This is a genomic window from Aeromonas sp. sif2416 (genome assembly GCF_019218665.1).
GTDB classification, from domain to species: Bacteria; Pseudomonadota; Gammaproteobacteria; order Enterobacterales; family Aeromonadaceae; genus Aeromonas; species Aeromonas encheleia.
The window spans coordinates 534,486-554,905 of sequence record NZ_JAHUXC010000001.1; the positions used below are offsets into that span (position 1 = coordinate 534,486).

Genomic DNA, 20,420 nt, shown 5'->3' on the forward strand with positions numbered 1-20,420 from the left:
TTATAAAGGTTAATTGGCATGGAAGTAGTACCTTCTATTGAATCCTATGCCGGTCCGAAGGATAAGCACACCTGGCTTAAGTGGACCCTCGCAGCCCTGGTAGCCATCCTCAACGGTTATGCAGCCGTGATGATGTACGCCAGCGGTGAGTGGGTATTCGCTCTGCTCGATCTGGTGGTGGTCTCCGTCGGTCTGTATGTCTTCATGAACAAGAAGACCTATGCCCACCGCTATATCTTCCCCGGTGTGGCTGGCATGGTTGTTTTTATCATCTTCCCTCTTGCCTATACGATCGGCATCGCCTTCACCAACTACTCGGGTGCCAACCTGCTCTCCCTCGAGCAGGCACGGGAATACCATCTGAAAAAAAGCTACAAGGTGACCGGCGGTGAATTCGATTTCACCCTCTTGGGTGGTGAGAACAATCAGTTTCAGCTGCTGTTGCAACAGGACGACCAATCCTTTATCAGTCAACCCCTTACCCTGCTGAATAACCAGGATCGCACCCAGGCCGTCCGCGAGGGCAAGGTGCAGGATGGCGTCCAGGTTGTTCAGTTGCAGCCCCTGAACGGGGAGTCCGTCGGCCAGGCGGCACCCATCCGGGCCATCGTCGATCACCGTACCAACCTCAATGCGCTGGATCTGGTGTTGCCGGATGGCAAGATCCACCTGACCATGAGCAGCCTGCGCAAGTTTGCCGCCCAGAAGCCGCTCTATACCCAGCTGGTGGACGGCGCCGTGCTCAAGTCCGGGGTGGTGATCAAGGACAGCAATCTGCTGCGTGACAACCAGAGTGGCGAGCTGATGCTGCCCAACGGTGACACCGGCTTCTACCAGTACATCGATGCCGATGGCCAGTTTGTCGGCAAGGGCATGGCCCCCGGTTTCGTGGTGAGCGTGGGCTGGAAGAACTTCGCCCGCATCATGACAGACCCGGGCATCCAGGGTCCCTTCATGCAGATCTTCGTCTGGACCGTGATCTTCTCCGCCTGTTCGGTCGTCTTCACCCTGGCCATCGGCATGGTGATGGCCTGTCTGGTGCAGTGGGAGCAACTCAGGGGGCGAGGCTTCTACCGGGTCATGCTGATCCTGCCCTATGCGATCCCGGCGTTCATCTCCATCCTGGTGTTCAAGGGCTTGTTCAACCAGAACTTCGGTGAGATCAACCTGTTCCTGGAAGCGGCGTTCGGCATCAAGCCGGACTGGTACACCACCCCCTTCCTGGCCAAGGTGATGATCCTCATCGTCAACACCTGGCTCGGCTACCCCTACATGATGATCCTCTGCATGGGGCTGCTCAAGGCGATCCCGGAGGACCTCTACGAGGCGTCGGCCATGGACGGTGCGGGTCCGGTACAGAACTTCTTCAAGATCACGGTACCGCTGTTGATGAAGCCGCTCACGCCGCTGCTGATCGCATCCTTTGCGTTCAACTTCAACAACTTCGTCCTCATCCAGTTGTTGACCAACGGGGCGCCGGACATCATAGGGGCCAGTACGCCCGCCGGGACCACCGATCTACTGGTGAACTACACCTACCGGATCGCGTTCCAGGGCTCGGGTGGTCAGGACTACGGTCTGGCCAGTGCCATCGCCACCGCCATCTTCCTGATCGTCGGCGCGCTCGCACTGCTCAACCTGAAATTGTCCAAAGCCGACAAGCAACTGTAAGGAGGCTTCTAAATGGCAATCGTACAACCCAAGTCAGTCAAATACCGGGTGTGGGCAACCCACCTGGTCATGTGGGGCTTCCTCGCGCTGATCATCTTCCCGGTGATCATGGTTATCGCCATCTCGTTTCGTAACGGCAACTTCTCGGTGGGGGAGATCATCCCCTCCGATCCGACCCTGGATCACTGGAAGCTGGCGCTGGGCATGTCCATCACCAACGCCGATGGCAGCATCACGCCGCCACCCTTCCCCGTGCTGACCTGGCTGTGGAACTCCATCAAGATCGCGGGCATCACCGCCGTGATGATAGTGGCGCTGTCGACCACCTGTGCCTATGCGTTTGCCCGCCTGCGGTTCCGTGGCAAGCAGACCATCCTGCAGGGGATGCTGATCTTCCAGATGTTCCCGGCGGTGCTGGCGCTGGTGGCCATCTATGCGCTGTTCAACAAGATCGGTGACTACATCCCCTGGCTGGGTCTCAACACCCACGGCGGCCTGATCCTGGCCTACATGGGCGGCATAGCGCTGCACGTCTGGACCATCAAGGGCTACTTCGAGACCATCGACTCCTCCCTGGAAGAGGCGGCGGCCATCGACGGCGCCACCCCGTGGCAGGCTTTCCGCCTGATCCTGCTGCCCCTGTCGGTGCCCATCCTGGCGGTGGTATTCATTCTGGCCTTCATCGGCACTATCACCGAGGTGCCCGTGGCCTCCATCCTGCTGCAGGATGTGAACAACCTGACCCTGGCGGTCGGTGCCCAGCAATACCTCTATCCGCAGAACTATCTGTGGGGTGACTTCGCGGCCGCCGCCGTGCTGTCGGGTCTGCCCATCACAGTGGTGTTCCTGCTGGCTCAGCGCTGGCTGGTGGGTGGCCTCACCGCTGGCGGGGTGAAAGGTTAAGTGTGCTTGCCGCATGTGCCACGCCGCCAACACCAAGGTGTTCCTGCTGGTCTATCACAGGGCTGGCTGGTAGGCGGTCTCACCGCCGGTGGCGTCAAAGGTTAAGGTTTGTGGCCGGGGGAGCAGGCTCCCCCCGCCATCACGATTTGCAAAGATTCAAGAGCGGAGCTCGTCATGGCTGAAGTAGTACTCAACAACGTTCGCAAGAACTACGATCCGGCGGTCCACAAGGACACGCTGCGAAACATCAACCTGGCCATCAAGGAAGGGGAGTTCATCGTCTTCGTCGGCCCGTCCGGTTGTGGCAAGTCCACCCTGCTGCGGATGATCGCCGGCCTGGAGGACATCACCAGCGGTGAGCTGACCATAGGCGGCCGCTACATGAACGACGTGCCGCCGGTGGAGCGCAACGTCGGCATGGTGTTCCAGTCCTACGCCCTCTACCCGCACATGAACATCTACGAGAACATGGCCTTCGGCCTCAAACTCAAGAAGATGGACAAGGAGAACATCCACAAGCGGGTGATGCGCGCCGCCGAGATCCTGGGGCTTGAGCCGCTGCTGGACCGCAAGCCCAAGGCACTCTCCGGCGGTCAGCGCCAGCGGGTGGCCATAGGTCGTTCCATCGTGCAACAGCCGCAGGTGTTCCTGTTCGACGAACCCCTGTCGAACCTGGATGCCGCGCTGCGGGTCAAGATGCGCATCGAGATCGCCAAGCTGCACAAGGAGCTCAACTCCACCATCATCTACGTGACCCACGATCAGGTGGAGGCCATGACCCTGGCCAACCGCATCGTGGTACTGAGCCCGCTCAAGGGTGAGGCCGAGACCAACCTGGAGCAGTTTGGCACTCCACTCGATCTCTACCACAACCCGGACAACAAGTTCGTGGCGGGCTTCATCGGCTCTCCCAAGATGAACTTCCTGGCGGGCGAGCTGCAGGAGATAGGCGAGCAGGAGTGTGTGGTTCGGCTGACCTCAGGCGACACCGTGCGTGCCCGGATCGATGCCCGCAGCGGCGCGGTCGGTGACAAGGTCGAGCTGGGGGTGCGCCCCGAGCATCTGGTGACCCTGGATCACCCCCATGCCCACAGCAAGGTGACCGGCATAGTGCAGGTAGCCGAGCATCTGGGGGCCGAGTCCTTCGTCTACATGGACGTGGATGGCCACGACTTCACCGTCAAGGCGCACTCCGACATCGACGTGGCCACCGGTCAGCAGTACAGCGTCGGCATCCCGGCCGAGGCGTGCTACCTGTTCGATGCCAAGGAGCAGGCCTTCCCGCGCACGGCGAAATATATCCGCGCCTGAGGGCGCTCAGGTTTTCCTTGTATTCAATGCCTTTTTGCCGGTCGTCAGACCGGCTTTTTATTGCCCGGCACTCGGCAAACCCGTGGCGAGCGATGGCCTGGTGCTTTCTGCGTCACGGGCGACGTCCTCCCGCGGTGGGGGAGGCCAGGGCCAACGTGGTCGTGCTACACTGCCGCCCCGTTTGCCGGCAACAGGAGAAAACATGAAACAATTGATGGAGATAGCAGGTCGTCAGCTGGCCTATCTGGACGAGGGCCAGGGCCCGGTCCTGTTGTTTGGCCACAGCTATCTGTGGGACAGCGCCATGTGGGCGCCGCAAGTGGCCGCCCTCAAGGGACAATACCGCTGCGTAGTGCCCGAGCTGTGGGGGCACGGCGATTCCGACCCGTTGCCGGAGGGGCCCTGCTCCCTGGCGACCCTGGCCCGGGATCACCTGGCCCTGCTCGATGCCCTCGGCGTGGATGAGTTCGTGCTGGTAGGGCTCTCCATCGGCGGCATGTGGGGCGTGGAGCTGGCCAGGCTGGCGCCGACGCGCCTCAAGGGACTGGTGCTGATGGACAGCTTCGTCGGCTGGGAGCCCCAGATCCCCTGCGAGCGCTATCTCGCCATGCTCGCCGCCATCGAGCAGCTTGGCAGCATACCGGCGCCCATCGTGGAGCAGGTGGCGCCGCTGTTCTTCGCCCATCAACCGGATGCGGCACTGATGGCGGGCTTCAAGGCACGCCTCGCCAGCTGGCCAGCGGACAAGGTGGCGAGCCTGGTGGCGGTGGGGCGCAGCTTCGTGACCCGCGAGGATCGCATGGAGTGGCTCGAAGAGATCACGGTGCCGAGCCTGGTGATGACCGGCTGTGAGGACAAGGCTCGCCCCGTGCTGGAAGGCTATCTGATGGCCGAGACGCTGGCCTGCCCCTTCAAGGAGATCCCGGCCGCGGGCCATATCTCGACCCTGGAGAATCCCGAGTTCGTCAACCGGGCGCTGGCCGAGTTTCTGGCCAGCCTGTGATGACGGCCGGTCGCTGAGGGCCACAGTAAAAAAGGGAGCCTTGGGCTCCCTTTTTGCTGGCCGACGGTGGGGCCTACCAGATGTAACCCACGGCGAAGCCGGCGTAGAGCTCCCCATCGTGCTGGACTATGGGGCTGTTGGCGACGTCTTTGTCATAGAACTCGTAGTTGGCGGCAAACATGCCGATCCAGTGGGGGCTGAAGCGGTAGCTGGTGATGAGGGCGGCCATGGGGGAGAAGGTGGTGCCGGTGTCCCACTCGGGACGCTGCGCCGTGGCCTCATTCCCCGAGACGCCGCCAAAGTAGTAGTTTGCCAGCTTGCTGCTGCGGATCATCACCCCCATGCCGGGCATGATGAGCAGCTTGTCCCGCAGTATGGGGAAGTCGGCCCACAGCAGCAGCTCCTGACCGTTGCTGGTCCCGGTGACGTCCGTGCTGAGCCGGGTGCTGAGCAGGGCATAGGGGGTGATCAGGCTGGCGCCGACGCCACCCTCCAGCTCCCACTCGCGCTCCTCCATGCCCGCCAGCTCGGGGGCATCGTCGGGGTCCAGGTTGCCAAAGCGCACCCTGCCGTAACCGTAGGCGGCGAAGCTGTCATCCTTGTGGAAGTAGTAGCGGGCCCTGTCCCCGAGGAACATGAACTGCTCGCCAAAGTAGATGAAGCCGGGCAGCGCGAGGGCGGTATCGTCCTGGCCCTGATAGCGGGCATTGCCGCCGATGACGGCACCGCCCAGCACCAGCCCCTTGGGCACCGGGCTGGTCGGGCTGTCCTGCACGAAGATATCGAGTGAGCCGAGATCGACCTCGGCCCGGGCGACGGGGGAAAGCAACAGCAAGAGGGAACAGGTGGCGGCAAGCTGACGGATTGGTGTCATCGTCTCTCCAAAGCATGGTGAACAGGTCGTATTGGCCACATCCCTGTGGGGCCTGGCCGAGCATGATAGCGTGCTTTCATCAGCGGCCGATACTGCTCATCACCGGCCTCTGAGGGCTTGCGTCCTCACTATCATAGCTTGCCACCGATCGGCTGCGCGGCAAACCTGAGGAAGATGATCAGGCGACCGGGATGGAGTCGTCCCGCTTGGGCCAGGCATTGAGCACCGCCTTGACCAGGGTCGCGAGCGGAATGGCGAAGAAGATCCCCCAGAAGCCCCACAGACCGCCGAATACCAGCACGGCGATGATGATGGCGACCGGGTGCAGGTTGACCGCCTCGGAGAACAGCAGGGGCACCAGCAGGTTGCCATCCAGACCCTGTACCACCAGATAGGCCACCATCAGCCAGGCAAAGTCGGGGGTCAGCCCCCACTGGAACAGGGCCACCATGGCGACGGGGATGGTCACCACCGCGACCCCGATGTAGGGGATGAGCGCAGACAGGCCGACCGCCACCGCCAGCAGCACCGAGTAGCGCAGTCCCATCAGGGCGAAGGGGATGTAGGTGGCCACCCCGACGATGAGGATCTCGATCACCTTGCCACGGATGTAGTTGATGATCTGATCGTTCATCTCCACCCAGACCCGGTTGACCAGGGTGCGGTTGCGCGGCAGGAAGCGGCGCAGGCTGCCCATCAGCACCTGCTTGTCCTTGAGCATGAAGAACACCATCAGCGGCACCAGGATGACGTAGATCAGGATGGCGACCACATTGACCAACGAGCTCAGGGAGGCGCTCACCAGCTGCTCGCCGCCGGTCAGGATGCGTTGGCGGATGTTGTCGATCAGGGTCTCGACCAGGCTGATGTCGACGACGTCGGGGTATTTATCCGGCAGTCCACGCACATAGTCCTGGGCGTGGGCCAGCATGGCGGGCGCCTCCTTGGCCAGGTTGATGCCCTGGCTCACCAGGGTCGGGATCAACCCCAGCAGGGCCATGGTGGTCAGCGCGACGAACAGCAACAGCACCAGGCTGGTGGCCAGGGTGCGGGAGAGCCCGGCCCGTTGCAGCCGGATCACCGGCCACTCCAGCAGATAGGCCATCACCAGCGCCACCAGCAGAGGCGCCAGCAGATCGCCGAACAGCCAGAGCACGGCAAAGCAGAACACCAGCAGCAGGAACAGGGTGACGGCGGCCGGATCGGAAAAACGGGTCTGATACCAGCGCTTCAAGACTTCTAACATCGGAGCTTCCTTACATTACTGGGATCATGACGACGGCATGACCCCGACGACTAGCTGCAAAGAGAGGCAGGCTTCGGACTCCTGCAGTTGCAGAACCTGATGGCCCTGGCGACGCAGCCAGGCCGGAATGTCCTGTCTTGAGCCGGGATCTCCCAGCAGGATGTGCAGGGATTGACCGGGTTGGGCGCGGCGCAGCCAGAGCTTGAGCCGGATGAGGGGCTCGGGACAACGCCAGGGGGTCAGGTCGAGCTGTTCCCATTGCTGTTCCATATTAAGGGGAGGCTCCATCGCGCGCAGTGGCCGCCATTATGGCCGTGATACCAGTATGAAACAACGCTTGTGAGCCTTGATAGGCAAGGGTATTCTGCCAGAGCCTTTTCCGATGGAGATAGAGATAACGTGGCCCGTTTTTCCCCCTTGATGGCATCGCTTCCCATGCTGGTTTCCCTGATGGGGGCCACCTTCCATGCCCAGGCGAGCAACCAGCTGCCCGACATCGGTACTGCCGGGGTCGCAGCCCTGCCCATCGAGCAGGAAGTGCGCTATGGCAATGCCTTCATGCGTTTCGCCAGGGCGGGCTTGCCCATCATCGACGATCCCGTGCTGAGCGAGTACATCGATGATCTCGGTCAGCGCCTGCTCACCAACGCCGATGGGGTACGTTTCCCGTTTACCTTCTTCCTCATCAACGATCCCAGCATCAACGCGGCCGCCTTCCTGGGGGGCCGGGTCAAGGTGCACACAGGTCTGTTCCTCTACGCCGACAGCGAGAGCGAGCTCGCCTCGGTGCTGGCCCACGAAATCACCCACGTGACCCAGCGCCACATCGCCCGTTACATGGAGGCGCAGGCCAGCAGCTCTGCCATGACCCTGGCCGGTCTGGTGGGTTCCATCGCGCTCGCGGTGATCAACCCCACCGCCGGTATCGCCGCCCTGCAGGCGACGCTCGGGCTGTCGATGCAATCGGCCATCAACTACACCCGCGACAACGAATACGAAGCGGATCGGATCGGCATGAAGACCCTGTATGACGCCGGTTTCGATCCCATGGGCATGGCCACCTTCTTCCAGAAGCTGGCGGCCGAGTACCGCTACGCCAGCAAGCCGCCTGAGATGCTGCTCACTCACCCGCTGCCCGAGACCCGGATCAGCGAGGCCCGCTCCCGTGCCAGCAGCTATGGGCTACGGACCCTGCCGCCCAGCCTCGATTTCTGGCTGGCCAAGGTGCGCATCCAGGTGCGCTACGGCACCGAGAGCCCGCAGGGGCTGCTCACCTACTTCGACAGCCGGTTGCAGAAGGGGGATTATCCCCTCAAGGATGCCGCCCTCTACGGCAAGGCGCTGGTGCTGTTGCAGCTCAAGCGTACCGACGAGGCCGATGCCCTGATGCAGCAGCTGGCGGCGCGCCATCCCGAAGACCTGTTCATGGTGGATGCCCTGACCGACATCGATCTCGCCAAGGGGCGCAGTGCTCAGGCCATCGCCCGGCTGGAGCGGTTCCGCACCCGCATGCCGGACAACGAGGTGGTGGTGGTCAACCTCGGCAACGCCTATCTGGAGGCGGGTAACTACAAGAAGTCCATCGCCATCCTGGATCCTTACGCCCGGGAGCACGAGGAGAACAGCCTGGCCTGGAGCCTGCTGTCCGATGCCTATCGCAAGGCCGGACGGATGACGGACTTGCACATGGCCAGGGCGGAGACGCTCTCCCTGCGCGGGGATTATCAGGCCGCCATCGACGAGCTGATCGTGGCCCGTGGCACCACCAGCGACAAGCTGACCCTGGCCCGCATCGAGGCCCGTATCACCCAGCTGGAGCGGGCGAAGAAGGACCTGGACAGCCTGAAGGGCTGATACGCCAGGGGATAGCACAGTAAACGGGGTGTGCCTGTGAGGGTGCGCCCCGTTCTCTTTCTGGTCAGCCCTGTGCCCCCCGACATGCCCTCGACGAGACAAGCGCCGAGTCGCTATCGGCCTCTCGCCGCCCAGGCGCTGAGGGTGGCGAGCCTGGCTTCGTCGAGCTCCCCCTGCAGGGTCTCTTGCAACTTGCCTGCTTCATCGAGCAGATAGCTGGTGGGCAGCGCGCTCGGACGGGGGAAGGGCAGGCTGGCCTCATCGAGGGGGATCATCAGGGGCACGGCAATCCGGTAGCGTTGGGCCAGCTCGGTCAGCTCGGCGGGGGAGGCCGGATCATAGTTGATGGCGATGACCCTGATTTTGCCCTCCCGCTGCAGCGCCGCGAGCAGCGGCATCTCCCGCAGGCAGGGGGCGCACCAGGGGGCGAAGTAGTTGACCAGCAGCGGCTTGTCGGCGAATTCGGCCAGCGCAACCTGCTTGCCGGCGGCATCGGTGAAGCCGGGGGGCGGCGAACAGGCCCCCAGCAGAGTGGCCACAAACAGCCAACAAATTCGTTTCATTTCCAGTCCCCTTGCGCTTACCCTGTGCATCCGTTTCCCCTACAATAGCGCCGTTTCTTGTCCCATCTTGCGTTCAATCAGGGAGTTACCATGAGCGAGACCCAAATTTACCACAATCCGCGCTGCTCCAAGAGCCGTGAAACCCTGGCCCTGCTGGAGCAGCACGGGATCGCCCCTGAGGTGGTGCTCTATCTGGAACAGGCGCCGAGCGAGGCACAAATTCGGACCCTGCTGGCGCAGCTCGGGTTCGAGGATCCCCGCCAGCTGATGCGTACCAAGGAAGATCTCTATCGGGAGCTGGAACTGGCCGCCCAGAGTGGCGATGCGCTCATTAGCGCCATGCATCAGCACCCCAAGCTCATCGAGCGCCCCATCGTCATCCGCGATGGCAAGGCCCGCATCGGTCGCCCGCCGGAGCAGGTGCTGGAGATCCTCAAGTGACCACTCGCTTCGCCCGCCTGCTGACCCTGGTCGGCTTCTTCGGCCTGCTGGCCTGGGTCATCCTGTGGCACCTGTGGCTCTCGCCTCACCCTGGGCTCAACCCCTGGCTGCTGCCGGTGATCTGGACCGTGCCGCTGCTGTTCCCGCTCAAGGGCATAGCGCAGGGCAACCCTTATACCCATGCCTGGGGCAACTTCGTGCTGATGCCCTATTTCCTCCATGCCCTGACCCTGATCACCACGGACGAGGGGGAGCGCGCGCTGGCGGTGGTGGAGTTGGTGTTCACTACGCTCGCCTTCGTCGGCACCATCTACTACGCCCGCCTGCGCGGTCGTGAGCTGGGGCTCAGCATTCGCAAGAAGAAGGATCAGGCCGAATAGGCCAGCTTCAGCCCTGATGAGACGCCCCGCATGGGGCGTTTTTTTATGCCGGCGCGCCGTGGCGCCGGGCCGCCAGCTGCCGCTCGCTAAACAGGATCAGCTCGGGGTAGAAGCGCAGGAAGCCCTGCTCGCAGGCTCGCCACTTGGCCTCATCCAGGGTGCTGAGCGCCTCCCCCAGTGGCAGCGGGCGGCGCAGCCGGTGGCCGATGCCATTGAGGGCGCGGGTCAGCCCCTCCCTGCTGTGGTATGAGGCGATCCAGTTCTGCTCCGCCATCCGGCGCAGGGGCAGGGGCAGGCCGTCCGGCAGCAGAACGTGATCCGCCAGCAGTTGGCCATAGCTCTCGCTCAGGAAGCGGGGCAGGGGCTCTGCGGTAAATTGCGGCCAGTGCCGGCAGAGCCAGTGGTCATAGAGCATGTCGACCAGGATGCCGCCAAAGCGGCGCCAGGGTGCCTCGAAGCGGCCGACGGCGGCCCTGTGCTCGGGATGCGCGTCGGTGAAGGCATCTATCTTGCGATGCAGCCAGATCCCCTCGTCAAAGGCGGGGCCCAGGGTGCTCGGCAGCGGTCCCTTGACGAAGTCCCCCAGCAGATTGCCGGTGAGGGAGCTGTGGGTGTGGGCGGCCAGATGCAGGTGAGCCAGATAGTTCATGGGGGCGGGCGTTGACCGTGGCTGAGGGTGACTGTGGCTGAGCCTAGCGGATCTGCCGGCCCTTGCCTATGGCATAGAGCTGGCAGATCCGCCGGCGCAGGGAGGGGCCGTGGCCGGCCCGGCTCAGATGGCGAGGAAGGCCAGTATCAGGATGGGGCCGAGCAGGCTCAGGATGAAGCCGGAGACGATGGCCACCGGCACGACCTGGATGCCGCCGGACTTCTGGATCACCGGCAGGGTGAAGTCCAGCGCGGTGGCGCCGCCATAGCCGATGGCGGCGGAGGGGTGACGGCGCATCAGCATGGGAATGATGAGGATGGCGATGAGTTCACGCCCCAGATCGTTGATGAAGGCGGCGGAGCCGAGCACAGGGCCCAGCTTGTCGGCCACCAGGATGCCCGACAGCGAATACCAGCCGAAGCTGGAGGCCAGCGCCAGGGCATGGCTGAACGGCATGTCGAGCAACTGGGCCGCCAGCAGGCTGCCGAGCCAGCTGCTGAGGATGACGGTGGCGGCTATCTTCATGCCCCAGGGGTTGAGCAGGATCTGGCGCAGCCGCATGCCGGAGTTGCGCATCTGGATGCCGATGAGCAGCAGCAACAGCATCAGGGCCCACTCGCTCCACTTGTCGATGGGCAGGGCGCGCAGATCGACCAGCAGGCCGAGGCCGACCCCGGCCAGCACCACGAAGCAGAGCTGTAGGGACTCCCACAACAGATGCAGCTTGCTCGGCATCCTGGCATCGGGTGCCTCGTGGGTCGGCGGGCTGCGCTTGTCCAGCCACCAGAGCGCCAGCAAGTTGCAGGCGGTGATGGCGGCCAGCATCACCCCGGCCACCTTGAAGATCACCGCCAGGTTGCTGCCGAGGTTCTCCACATAGGCCAGCCCCAGCCCCATCAGAAACAGGATGAGGTAGACCATCTTGCCGAGGGACTGATTGATCAGCTTGATGAGCCGGGTAGAAGAGAGGGGGACAAGATAGCCGACACCTAACGGCAGCAGGATCAGCAACACATTCAGCAACATTGGGGCCTCGGTCACAAAACTGGGAAAACGACACATTACCACTACTTATTGGCCAAGAGTCATATATCCATGAGTTTGTATGTTTCATTCGGCCCTTTTTTTATCGGATTGTTACCTTTTCATTGCGAAGCCCCCTTCCCGAAGTGCCCTGGCCTCGGGTCGTCATCGCCAATGAAATCAATTCCATTTCGAAAAAAGTGCGTTTTGTTCGACTGAACAGGGATGAATAAAGTGACTCTGAACGGCTTCTGACTGAAATGGCTGAATCTTCTTGCCACTGGTGCGTTCCGGGTATAAAAAGGCGGTATCTCAGAGGTGGTGCAAAGCGGATTTTATGCAGACAAAGTGCTGAAAAATACCACCAAGGCCAATAAAAATACAGATAAACCACTAAATACCTCGGTTCTGTATTGTTTTTTAACTACCTGAATGATATTTTCGCTGAAGGTTGCCATCGGTTAACTTTTTGTTAAATTTGCGATGGTGGAGTCGCGCCGTAGCGGCGTCTAGGGACAGACAAGGTTGTAATGGATGAGCGACGTTGCCGCACTGGAAGTTCGTGAACTGCACAAATATTTTGGCACCCACGAAGTGCTCAAGGGCATCGACATGACGGCCCACAAGGGGGACGTGATCTCCCTGATCGGCTCCTCCGGCTCGGGGAAGTCGACCTTTCTGCGCTGTATCAATCTGCTGGAAACCCCCTCTTCCGGCACAGTATCACTCCATGGCGAGCTGATTCGCATGAAAGCCAACCGGGCTGGCGAGCGGCTGCCGGAGGATATGCGCCAGGTCGAGCGTATTCGCAGCCGGCTGGCCATGGTGTTTCAAAGCTTCAATCTCTGGTCGCACATGACCATCATGCAGAACATCATCGAGGTGCCTATCCAGGTGCTGAAGGTGCCCCGTGCCGAGGCCATCGCCAAGGCGGAGCAGTTGCTCAACCGGGTCGGCCTGTGGGAGCGGCGTGACTATTATCCCGGTCACCTCTCCGGCGGCCAGCAACAGCGTGCGGCCATCGCCCGCGCCCTGGCGGTGGAGCCCGAGGTGATGCTGTTTGACGAGCCCACCTCGGCGCTGGATCCCGAACTGGTGGGGGAGGTGCTCGGGCTGATGCGCGAGCTGGCCGAAGAGGGGCGCACCATGCTGGTGGTCACTCACGAGATGTCGTTTGCCCGCGACGTGTCGAACAAGGTGATGTTCCTGCACCAGGGCAGGGTGGAGGAGGAGGGCAATCCCAAGGAGATCTTCGCCCATCCCAAGTCGGAACGATTCAAGCAATTCATCTCCTCCATCTATTGATGGGCGGGATTTCATTATTCAACAATCTTCGTTTTCAACGATCGACGTGTTTATCAAGGAGAGATACATGAACAAGCTGATGCTGGCGACAGCCGTGGTGACTGCTCTGTGTTCCGGCAGCCTGATGGCCAAGGAGTGGAAAGAGGTGCGGATCGGGGTGGAAGGGGCCTATCCTCCCTTCTCCTGGACCGAGCCAAGTGGCGAGGTGAAAGGTTTCGACATCGACATCGCCAACGCCCTGTGTGAAGAGATGAAAGTGAAGTGTACCCTGATCAAGCAGGACTGGGACGGTATCATCCCGGCGCTGTTGTCACGCAAGTATGACGCCATCATCGCCACCATGGACATCACCGAAGAGCGCAAGAAGAAGGTGGACTTCACCCAGAAGTACCAGCACATTCCGGCCCGCTTCGCCGCCAAGAAAGGCACCGAAGTGCAGCTCGACAAGGCCTTCATGGACGGCAAGACAGTGGCCGTACAGCGCGCCACCTCCATGGACACCTACATCACCGATAACTTCCCCAACGCCACCATCAAGCGCTATGGCACCGCAGACGAGGCCTATCTCGATCTGAAATCCGGCCGGGTTGACTATGTGATGGCCGACTCCGCCGCCATCAGCGACGGTCTGCTGAAGAAGGAAGGGGGCGATGCCTTCGAGTTCGTCGGCCCGAAACTGACCGATCCCAAGTGGTTTGGCGAGGGTGCCGGCATCGCGGTACGCAAGGCTGACAAGGATCTGAAAGATAAATTCAACGCCGCCATCCTGGCCCTGCGCGCCAACGGCAAGTACAAGGCGATCAACGACAAGTACTTCGACTTCGACGTCTACGGCGAGTAAGAACGCCGTCTACGACGGATCAGGATGAGACGCTCACGGCGAGTCATCCAGACAGCTTGATCCCCGTCTGTAGTCTTCGGGCCCGTGGCCTCCCCAGGGGAGTTTACGGGCCCGCTCAGTTGCAATGGAGCTGCATGTGGTCGATTTGAAAGGATATGGAGCCTCTGCTTGGGAAGGGCGAGCCCAGTCAATTAGTTGCGATGGAGCTGCATATGTTTGATTTGAAAGGATATGAAACCTCCCTGCTGGAGGGCGCCTGGGTCACGCTGGAGGTGGGGCTGGCCTCGCTGCTGCTGGCCCTGCTGCTCGGCATGCTGGGGGCGCTGGCCAAGCTCTCCCCCTACAAGTGGGCGCGCGGCATCGCCACCGGCTACACCACCGTCATTCGCGGCATCCCCGACCTGGTGTTGATGATGTTGCTGTTCTTTGGTGGCCAGGTGTTGATCAACAACCTCTGCACCTGGGTCAACGAGACCTACAATAACTGGCTGCTGGAGAGCAATCCGAACCAGGAGTGGGTCTCCCTGCTGCCCGATTACATCGATATCAGCCCCTTCGCGGCCGGGGTGGCCACCATCGGCTTCATCTTCGGTGCCTACATGACCGAGACCTTCCGCGGCGCCATCCTGGCGGTGGACAAGGGCGAGCTGGAGGCGGCCCGAGCCTTCGGCATGCGCGCTAGCCAGGTGTTTGTGCGGATCCTGTTCCCCCAGATGATGCGCCACGCCCTGCCGGGCTTTGGCAACAACTGGCTGGTGCTGCTCAAGACCACGGCGCTGGTCTCCATCATCGGGCTCGATGACATGGTGCGCAAGGCGTCCCTGGCGGCGGGCTCGACCCAGCAGCCATTCACCTTCTACATGGCGGTGGCCCTGATCTTCCTGATCTTCACTGCGGTCTCCACCTCGGCACTCAAGTGGGCCGAGCGTCACTACGCGATAAAGACGAGGTAAGCCATGGATTTCTCAATCATTCTCGATGAGTGGCCCACCTACTGGCAGGGCCTCTACACCACCATACTGCTGGTGGCGGCGTCCCTCGCGCTGGGTCTGGCGCTGGCGGTGCCCATGGGCATCTTGCGCAACAGTCACAACTGGCTGATCAAGGGGCCGATCTGGGCCTATATCTACTTCTTCCGCGGCACCCCGCTGCTGGTGCAGCTGTTCATCATCTACTACGGCGCCGCCCAGTGGGAGTGGCTGAAGAACAGCGTCGCCTGGGAGCTGTTCTCCGAGGCCTGGTTCTGTGCCCTGCTGGCGTTCACCCTGAACACCGGCGCCTACACCGCCGAGATAGTGCGCGGCGCCGTGCTCAACATGCCCAAGGGGCAGATAGAGGCGGCCAACGCCTTCGGCATGACCCGCTGGCAAACCCTCACCCGCATCATATTGCCGAACTCGTTCCGCCGTGCGCTGCCCGCCTACAGCAACGAGGTGATCTTCATGCTGCAGGGCTCGGCGGTGGCGGGCATCATCACCATCGTCGACCTGACCGGCGCCGCGCGGATCATCAACTCCCGCTACTACAGTCCGTTCGAGGCCTTCCTGACCGCTGGCCTGCTCTACATGCTGCTGACCTTCGTCATCGTCTGGCTGTTCAAGAAGTGGGAGACCCGCTGGCACGCCCACCTGCGCCCCCGCTCCGTGTAATGGAGCGCATAAAGCAGAGACAAAAAAGCCCGCATATTGCGGGCTTTTTTTTATGGGTAGGAATGGCTTACAGCATGGCCATCGGTGTCAGCATCTCTTCGGCCATGAAACCCAAGGCACTCAGCGCACCTATGGCCCCGACAACGCCGGAGGAAACCAGCGAGTGCTTGCCCTGCCTGGAAGGAACGGTTTGCTCGCTGTGCTGGTGGATCTTCTGTACCACCGCCATGGCACTGATATCCAGATGGCGATAGAAGCTGGCATTGAGCTGGGTCAGGTGGAGCAGGGATTGACGCATCCGCTCGAAGGTTTCGCTACAGACTGGATTTTGCTTGTGCCAGAACTGCTCCAGGCTACCACGGGTGGTGAGACCCTGCAGATCGTACAGGGCGCGCCCGATGCAGTAGGTCGGCACATCGTGCAACAGGGCGGAGAGACCGACCGTGCTGTTGATGGTGATGACCCCTTTTAGCAGAGGGTAGAGGGTCGGCAGTGGCAACTCGTAGCCATAGAACACCCGCCCTTCCAGGCCAAGCAGGGTGATGAGGCGACTGAGCTGGGACTGATAGCTGACATAGCCTCGGTCCATGGGGTGATGCTTGAACAGCAAGACGTCCTCGCTGCGAGCGTGCGCTGCAAAGGAGTTCATGACCTGGGCCACCATCTCCTCCACACCGCTCAAGTCGGAGTGTTCCCGGATCTGAAAGTCTTCGGTGACCTGCAGTGGGACGAAGAAGATTTTCCCCTTGTATTGCGGCAGCGCCTTGAGCAGGCTGCGATCGGCCCACTTGTGCCACCACTTCACCACGCCGCCCGCCACCCAACCCCTGGCCTCCTGATAGAGGTTCCAGGGCCTGTGATTGACAAAATGCGGGTAGCGCCAGTGCAGCAGGCTCTTGTTGATGTGGTAGCGGCTGGCATACCAGGCGCGACGGGCGAAGGTCTTGCCCACTTGCAGCGGTGCCTCATAAGGAGCGGGCCAATCCATGTCGACCAGTTGATCGCGTTTGGCATAGAGCGGGCTGAAGGCATTGACGCCCCCCTGCTCCAGGGTCACATAGTCGGGACGTAGATAGCCCTCTTCCATGGCCCAGACGGCGATCTTCTTCTGCTTGCTGATGCGGATGGCCTGCTGATGGTAGAAGCGGCAATCGCCGTAGCAGATCAGGCTGTCTATACCATTGCACTTGATGAAGCGGCGAAAGAAGGTGTTCCAAGTTTCCGGCTTGCCGGTGAAGCGTTCGTTATGGCCCACGCAGGGCCAGCACTCATCCCCGCCATTGAAATGGATCTTGTACACCTCGTGGCCAGCCTCGCTCAGGGCCTGGCTGAGGGTCTGAAAGAAGGGGCCGAGCGGTCCTTGCAGCAGCAAAATCTTCATGTACGGCTTATCTCATGAACTGGGGGAGGGAAGGGCGTTGCAACAGGGTCTGTGTCAGATAACCGAACTTGATCTGCCAGCGCTGCCAGCGGCTCGATTTCCGGGGTGCGGATTGCCCTTGTGCAGCCAGCTGGCGGATCAACTGCTCCGGACTAATCCAGAGGCCGGTCTGCCAATCGATATAGAGCGGATAGGCGACCAGCGTCAGGTAGACCAGCGCCGCCAGAGGCAGGCTGCGCTGACGGCGGGCAGGGGGATGGGCATCGGTGGTCAGCCCCCAGCCACTGTAGAAGGGCTGGCCCCAAGTGGTGACCTTGACCCCCTGCACCAGCGCCTCGAAGCCGCTCAGGGAGGTCATGGTATGCAGCTCATCCACATGGGGATAGAGGCTGGTGAGGCCGATATCCAGCACCTGACTGTCGACACATTCCGCCAGACACTCAGCCGAAATGGCACCGGCCCTATTGCCCGCCACCACATCCGGGTGAGGCTTGAACAGGATGTGGGCCTCGGGCTTGGCGGCGCGCACGGCCCACAGCAACTGCTCATTGCTGCGAATGGACGGGCTGCCGGTCAGGATGGAGGCATCGCCATCCACCTGGCCCACCACCAGCACCAGCGGGCGGCCATCGGCAGGGGGAGTGAAGTGCTCCTGGGCGCCGACATTGTACTTGCTGACCCTGTGATGCTGGAGCAGTTCGATCAACGCCGCACCCCGATTAACGTCCTGCTCGGTCAGCTGCTGATAGTTGAGCAACTGCTCGAGCCCGCTTGGTGTGCGGCTATCGAAATAGATCCCGACCGGATCGAGGGAGAGGGAAGAGGGGCGACACAGATTGGAGCCCAGTCCCTTGGATCGGATAAAGCCATCTTCCACCCGGATGGCCGAGGTGAGATCGGGGTGGCGACTGCCCCACACCAGTACCTGTTCATCACCGGTCAGGCGTTTAGGTGGTTTGCGCACGAAATGCAGCTCGTCGGCCAGGTGATGGCAGAACGCCTGCATAAAGGCGCGTTTCCACAGGGAGAAACCCACCAGATAGAGCCGGCGCCAGCGCGGAGCCGGCTTCTGCTGGCGGGCGATGATGGCCAGCACCTCCTCCACCTCACAGCGCCGGCCCAGTACCGGATCCAAATAGCGTGGATAGCGGATCAGCGCCGCCGCGACCAGTTGAGCCAGTGAGACTCGGGTGTCGCGTCGCTCGCATTGCTTGCTGTCGTGGGTCAGGCCCCAGCCGGCGTAAAACGGCATGCCGAAGCAATGCACCGGCTTGCCGAGCAGCAGGGCCTCAAATCCGAGCTGGGAAGAGACGGTATAGACTGCCTCCACTCGGCTGAGCAGGGCATGGGGGTGGCAGTGCTCGGCGACTACCTCCACATCATCCAGTTGCAGCCGAGCCAGTACGCCGCTCTTCTTGCCAAAGCGGGTGTCCGGATGGGTGCGCAGCAGCAGGCGGGCATTGGGGTGATTGCGGCGCGCCGTTTCCACCATGGCCACAAAGTCCGCCTCACTGGCGAGCGCCCCGGGAATGGAGAGATCTCCCGCCACCTGATCGACCAGCAATACCCTGGGTCTGGCATCCCGTAGCAGACGCTGGGCCAGTGCCGCTGGCAAGCCGCTGGCATCCCCGCCGCGAGCCGCTGGCCGGTCTGAAGAGTGAAGAGATGGATAGACAGGTGGCGTGGCATAGCAGTTGTACTTGGTCACCCCGAGGCGTACCAGCTCACGAATGAGGCGCTCGGCCCGATCCAGCAGGGCGGGCTCACAGGGGGTGGCAATCAACTGCTCCAACTGACTGGGCTGGCGCGCATCGTAATAGATGCCGACGGGATCTGCGATAAGCGACACCGCCTTGCCCCCCCGGGCTGGATGGCCGATATAACCGATAAAGCCATCTTCCAACTGCCAATAGGGCAGGCCCAACTCTTGCGCCTGCTGCTTGATCTGACGGGTATTGGCCTTTTGGCCCCAGCCGACCAGTACATCGCCGGGCTGGGGAGTGGCGTCAGGGGTGAGACGCGCCAATGGCTGGCCCAGGCAGGCGCTGATCTGCGAGTCGCGGGCCAGTATGCCGCCAGATTGTGTCCATAGAGTCATGCAAGTTGCTCAGATAAAAAATGAAGTTCAGTGAGATGCGGGCTTGAACATGTCTCTGAAAAAAGCCCTGGGGTTGAGGTAAAGCTTGCGTACTTTGCGCCACAAGGGACGCTTGGGCTTAATGCCATCCTGCCAGCGTAACAGCCCCGGGTACTCACTGACGGGATAACCCGCCTCTTCCTGCAAACGGATCATCCACTCCCTAAAATCGGGCAGTTCCCCATTAAGGTCATTGCAGGGGACCACAGGCCCTTTCAAGGGGCCTTTATCTGCTTCAGAGCGGGCCAGCATCTGTTCCAGTAGTTGGTCATTGCCCGCCCGCCGTTTGTGATAAGGGTGGGTCAGTGGGCGCGGGTGCCACTGGTGCACCAGGAAGCGGCCGGCAAACAGATGGGGCAGGGCATAATAGCTGAAATAGCGGCGAAAGCCCTGATAATCCCCCGGATGCTGCGCCTTGATATTCAAGCCATAGTCAGTGGGACGCGGCCCTATCGGGTAGTGACGAGTCAGCCGGTCGATCAGCTCCAAGTCCTCACCACCGTGGCCAACAAACTGCTCGTCAAACCCCCCCAGTTGCAAAAACCACTCGCGGTTCATCAGCAGGCAACTGCTGGCCAGGGCGATGCCCTCCACCCTGTGGTTTTCACCACGTAAGAAGGACTCCAGACAGCCCTGAAAATCCCCGTCAAACCGCTCCGTCTCTTCCTTGGTCAGATAGAGGCAGGGGTACATATCAAAAGCGTTGTCCCCAGCTCTCTCGCATTCCACACCTCGACTATGTAATTGCTCACTTAGCATGGATGAACAAAGAAGATCAGCATCCATGATAAATATCATCTTGGCGGGAGCATAGACGATGGCATGATTGCGAGCGTTACCAGGGGAATAAACTGGACCATTTTGTTTATCGTCAAGCACAATGGCATTAATTATTTCAGACAACTGTGGGGGTAAATTAGTTGGTACTAGTATATTTTGTGGGTTAACGCAAGAAAGGGACTTGAGGCAGGCCTCTAGTCTTTTCATTAAAATGCATAGACGCCCTCGTCCAGATTGTTGAAAATAGAGTGGCGTGATAATGTTGATGTCGTGTGGCATGGTTTATCTACGTTAATTTATATAGGCAAGGTGAAAAATAGGTAATAATTGTATTTACAATATTCCACCAAAATGGCGGGCTTATATTACTTGTTCACCATTAAATATATAAACCATGAATCCCCCCAAC

20 protein-coding genes are annotated in these 20,420 nt (G+C 61.2%); 11 read left to right on the forward strand and 9 right to left on the reverse strand.

Going from position 1 to position 20,420, the window contains the following annotated elements:
* Positions 1-18: 18 nt before the first annotated feature.
* The 4 genes from malF to KW821_RS02450 all read left to right on the forward strand — a co-directional run bounded on the left by malF (position 19) and on the right by KW821_RS02450 (position 4,888).
* A complete protein-coding gene (gene malF / locus KW821_RS02435; RefSeq protein ID WP_218290278.1) occupies positions 19-1,671 on the forward strand; it encodes a maltose ABC transporter permease MalF in 1,653 nt (550 codons plus the stop codon).
* Between the two features lie 12 nt (positions 1,672-1,683).
* A complete protein-coding gene (malG, locus tag KW821_RS02440) occupies positions 1,684-2,574 on the forward strand; it encodes a maltose ABC transporter permease MalG (protein WP_033131921.1) in 891 nt (296 codons plus the stop codon).
* 174 nt (positions 2,575-2,748) lie between these two features.
* Positions 2,749-3,885: an ABC transporter ATP-binding protein gene (locus KW821_RS02445; RefSeq protein WP_042651484.1), complete on the forward strand. Its 1,137-nt coding sequence runs from the start codon at positions 2,749-2,751 to the stop codon at positions 3,883-3,885.
* 202 nt (positions 3,886-4,087) lie between these two features.
* A complete protein-coding gene (locus KW821_RS02450; protein ID WP_218290280.1) occupies positions 4,088-4,888 on the forward strand; it encodes an alpha/beta fold hydrolase in 801 nt (266 codons plus the stop codon).
* A 73-nt stretch (positions 4,889-4,961) separates the two neighbouring features.
* Here KW821_RS02450 and KW821_RS02455 read toward each other — a convergent pair whose 3' ends face one another.
* The 3 genes from KW821_RS02455 to KW821_RS02465 form a co-directional block, all read right to left on the reverse strand.
* Positions 4,962-5,762, reverse strand: coding sequence for a MipA/OmpV family protein (locus KW821_RS02455; RefSeq protein WP_042651486.1), 801 nt, complete (start codon positions 5,760-5,762; stop codon positions 4,962-4,964).
* A gap of 178 nt (positions 5,763-5,940) precedes the next feature.
* Positions 5,941-7,008 carry an AI-2E family transporter gene (locus KW821_RS02460; protein WP_042651487.1) on the reverse strand — a complete coding sequence of 356 codons (1,068 nt, stop codon included), beginning with the start codon at positions 7,006-7,008 and terminating at the stop codon, positions 5,941-5,943.
* Positions 7,009-7,032: 24 nt separating this feature from the next.
* A complete protein-coding gene (locus KW821_RS02465) occupies positions 7,033-7,278 on the reverse strand; it encodes a sulfurtransferase TusA family protein (RefSeq protein WP_042651488.1) in 246 nt (81 codons plus the stop codon).
* 129 nt (positions 7,279-7,407) lie between these two features.
* On the opposite strand from KW821_RS02465, the gene KW821_RS02470 reads away from it, so the two are divergent.
* Positions 7,408-8,862, forward strand: coding sequence for a M48 family metalloprotease (locus tag KW821_RS02470; protein WP_371317017.1), 1,455 nt, complete (start codon positions 7,408-7,410; stop codon positions 8,860-8,862).
* A gap of 113 nt (positions 8,863-8,975) precedes the next feature.
* Here the strand turns inward: KW821_RS02470 and KW821_RS02475 are convergent, their stop codons facing one another.
* Positions 8,976-9,455, reverse strand: a complete 480-nt coding sequence (locus tag KW821_RS02475; RefSeq protein ID WP_218290282.1) for a TlpA disulfide reductase family protein — start codon at positions 9,453-9,455, stop codon at positions 8,976-8,978.
* 60 nt (positions 9,456-9,515) lie between these two features.
* Between KW821_RS02475 and arsC the strand changes: the two genes are divergently transcribed.
* Together arsC and KW821_RS02485 are read left to right on the forward strand one after the other, a co-directional pair.
* Positions 9,516-9,866, forward strand: a complete 351-nt coding sequence (gene arsC / locus KW821_RS02480) for an arsenate reductase (glutaredoxin) (RefSeq protein ID WP_042651491.1) — start codon at positions 9,516-9,518, stop codon at positions 9,864-9,866.
* The gene (locus KW821_RS02485) at positions 9,863-10,246 is read left to right on the forward strand and encodes a DUF2069 domain-containing protein (protein ID WP_042651492.1); all 384 of its coding nucleotides are present in this window, start codon (positions 9,863-9,865) and stop codon (positions 10,244-10,246) included. The genes arsC and KW821_RS02485 overlap by 4 nt, the downstream gene beginning before the upstream one ends.
* A gap of 43 nt (positions 10,247-10,289) precedes the next feature.
* Here KW821_RS02485 and KW821_RS02490 read toward each other — a convergent pair whose 3' ends face one another.
* Positions 10,290-10,895 (reverse strand): ACP phosphodiesterase, encoded by a 606-nt coding sequence (locus KW821_RS02490; RefSeq protein ID WP_218290283.1) that lies wholly within the window; start codon positions 10,893-10,895, stop codon positions 10,290-10,292.
* A 123-nt stretch (positions 10,896-11,018) separates the two neighbouring features.
* Positions 11,019-11,921 (reverse strand): lysine exporter LysO family protein, encoded by a 903-nt coding sequence (locus KW821_RS02495; RefSeq protein WP_218290285.1) that lies wholly within the window; start codon positions 11,919-11,921, stop codon positions 11,019-11,021.
* A gap of 531 nt (positions 11,922-12,452) precedes the next feature.
* Between KW821_RS02495 and KW821_RS02500 the strand changes: the two genes are divergently transcribed.
* From KW821_RS02500 to KW821_RS02515, 4 genes are all read left to right on the forward strand, one after another.
* Positions 12,453-13,223, forward strand: coding sequence for an ABC transporter ATP-binding protein (locus KW821_RS02500; protein WP_218290287.1), 771 nt, complete (start codon positions 12,453-12,455; stop codon positions 13,221-13,223).
* A gap of 67 nt (positions 13,224-13,290) precedes the next feature.
* Positions 13,291-14,064 (forward strand): ABC transporter substrate-binding protein, encoded by a 774-nt coding sequence (locus KW821_RS02505; protein ID WP_042651495.1) that lies wholly within the window; start codon positions 13,291-13,293, stop codon positions 14,062-14,064.
* Between the two features lie 212 nt (positions 14,065-14,276).
* Positions 14,277-15,017 (forward strand): ABC transporter permease, encoded by a 741-nt coding sequence (locus KW821_RS02510; RefSeq protein WP_042651496.1) that lies wholly within the window; start codon positions 14,277-14,279, stop codon positions 15,015-15,017.
* A 3-nt stretch (positions 15,018-15,020) separates the two neighbouring features.
* Entirely contained in the window at positions 15,021-15,713 is a 693-nt protein-coding gene (locus KW821_RS02515; protein WP_042651497.1) for an ABC transporter permease, read from the forward strand.
* 67 nt (positions 15,714-15,780) lie between these two features.
* Here the strand turns inward: KW821_RS02515 and KW821_RS02520 are convergent, their stop codons facing one another.
* The 3 genes from KW821_RS02520 to KW821_RS02530 are packed head-to-tail and all read right to left on the reverse strand — an operon-like array spanning position 15,781 to position 20,290.
* Positions 15,781-17,094 carry a capsule biosynthesis protein gene (locus tag KW821_RS02520; protein ID WP_218290289.1) on the reverse strand — a complete coding sequence of 438 codons (1,314 nt, stop codon included), beginning with the start codon at positions 17,092-17,094 and terminating at the stop codon, positions 15,781-15,783.
* A 7-nt stretch (positions 17,095-17,101) separates the two neighbouring features.
* On the reverse strand, positions 17,102-19,192 hold the full coding sequence (locus tag KW821_RS02525) for a capsular polysaccharide biosynthesis protein (RefSeq protein ID WP_218290291.1): 2,091 nt from the start codon (positions 19,190-19,192) through the stop codon (positions 17,102-17,104).
* 27 nt (positions 19,193-19,219) lie between these two features.
* Positions 19,220-20,290 carry a galactosyltransferase-related protein gene (locus KW821_RS02530; protein WP_256353271.1) on the reverse strand — a complete coding sequence of 357 codons (1,071 nt, stop codon included), beginning with the start codon at positions 20,288-20,290 and terminating at the stop codon, positions 19,220-19,222.
* Positions 20,291-20,420: the final 130 nt, after the last annotated feature.

Excerpts from the sequence above, each read along its gene's own strand:
- KW821_RS02490 (WP_218290283.1), bottom strand. The coding sequence starts at position 10,895 with ATGAACTATCTGGCTCACCTGCATCTGGCCGCCCACACCCACAGCTCC.
- KW821_RS02510 (WP_042651496.1), top strand. The coding sequence starts at position 14,277 with ATGTTTGATTTGAAAGGATATGAAACCTCCCTGCTGGAGGGCGCCTGG.
- malF (WP_218290278.1), top strand. The coding sequence starts at position 19 with ATGGAAGTAGTACCTTCTATTGAATCCTATGCCGGTCCGAAGGATAAG.
- arsC (WP_042651491.1), top strand. The coding sequence starts at position 9,516 with ATGAGCGAGACCCAAATTTACCACAATCCGCGCTGCTCCAAGAGCCGT.
- KW821_RS02515 (WP_042651497.1), top strand. The coding sequence starts at position 15,021 with ATGGATTTCTCAATCATTCTCGATGAGTGGCCCACCTACTGGCAGGGC.
- KW821_RS02475 (WP_218290282.1), bottom strand. The coding sequence starts at position 9,455 with ATGCACAGGGTAAGCGCAAGGGGACTGGAAATGAAACGAATTTGTTGG.
- KW821_RS02450 (WP_218290280.1), top strand. The coding sequence starts at position 4,088 with ATGAAACAATTGATGGAGATAGCAGGTCGTCAGCTGGCCTATCTGGAC.
- KW821_RS02500 (WP_218290287.1), top strand. The coding sequence starts at position 12,453 with ATGAGCGACGTTGCCGCACTGGAAGTTCGTGAACTGCACAAATATTTT.
- KW821_RS02530 (WP_256353271.1), bottom strand. The coding sequence starts at position 20,290 with ATGCCACACGACATCAACATTATCACGCCACTCTATTTTCAACAATCT.
- KW821_RS02460 (WP_042651487.1), bottom strand. The coding sequence starts at position 7,008 with ATGTTAGAAGTCTTGAAGCGCTGGTATCAGACCCGTTTTTCCGATCCG.
- KW821_RS02495 (WP_218290285.1), bottom strand. The coding sequence starts at position 11,921 with ATGTTGCTGAATGTGTTGCTGATCCTGCTGCCGTTAGGTGTCGGCTAT.
- KW821_RS02520 (WP_218290289.1), bottom strand. The coding sequence starts at position 17,094 with ATGAAGATTTTGCTGCTGCAAGGACCGCTCGGCCCCTTCTTTCAGACC.
- KW821_RS02445 (WP_042651484.1), top strand. The coding sequence starts at position 2,749 with ATGGCTGAAGTAGTACTCAACAACGTTCGCAAGAACTACGATCCGGCG.
- KW821_RS02455 (WP_042651486.1), bottom strand. The coding sequence starts at position 5,762 with ATGACACCAATCCGTCAGCTTGCCGCCACCTGTTCCCTCTTGCTGTTG.
- KW821_RS02505 (WP_042651495.1), top strand. The coding sequence starts at position 13,291 with ATGAACAAGCTGATGCTGGCGACAGCCGTGGTGACTGCTCTGTGTTCC.
- malG (WP_033131921.1), top strand. The coding sequence starts at position 1,684 with ATGGCAATCGTACAACCCAAGTCAGTCAAATACCGGGTGTGGGCAACC.
- KW821_RS02465 (WP_042651488.1), bottom strand. The coding sequence starts at position 7,278 with ATGGAACAGCAATGGGAACAGCTCGACCTGACCCCCTGGCGTTGTCCC.
- KW821_RS02525 (WP_218290291.1), bottom strand. The coding sequence starts at position 19,192 with ATGACTCTATGGACACAATCTGGCGGCATACTGGCCCGCGACTCGCAG.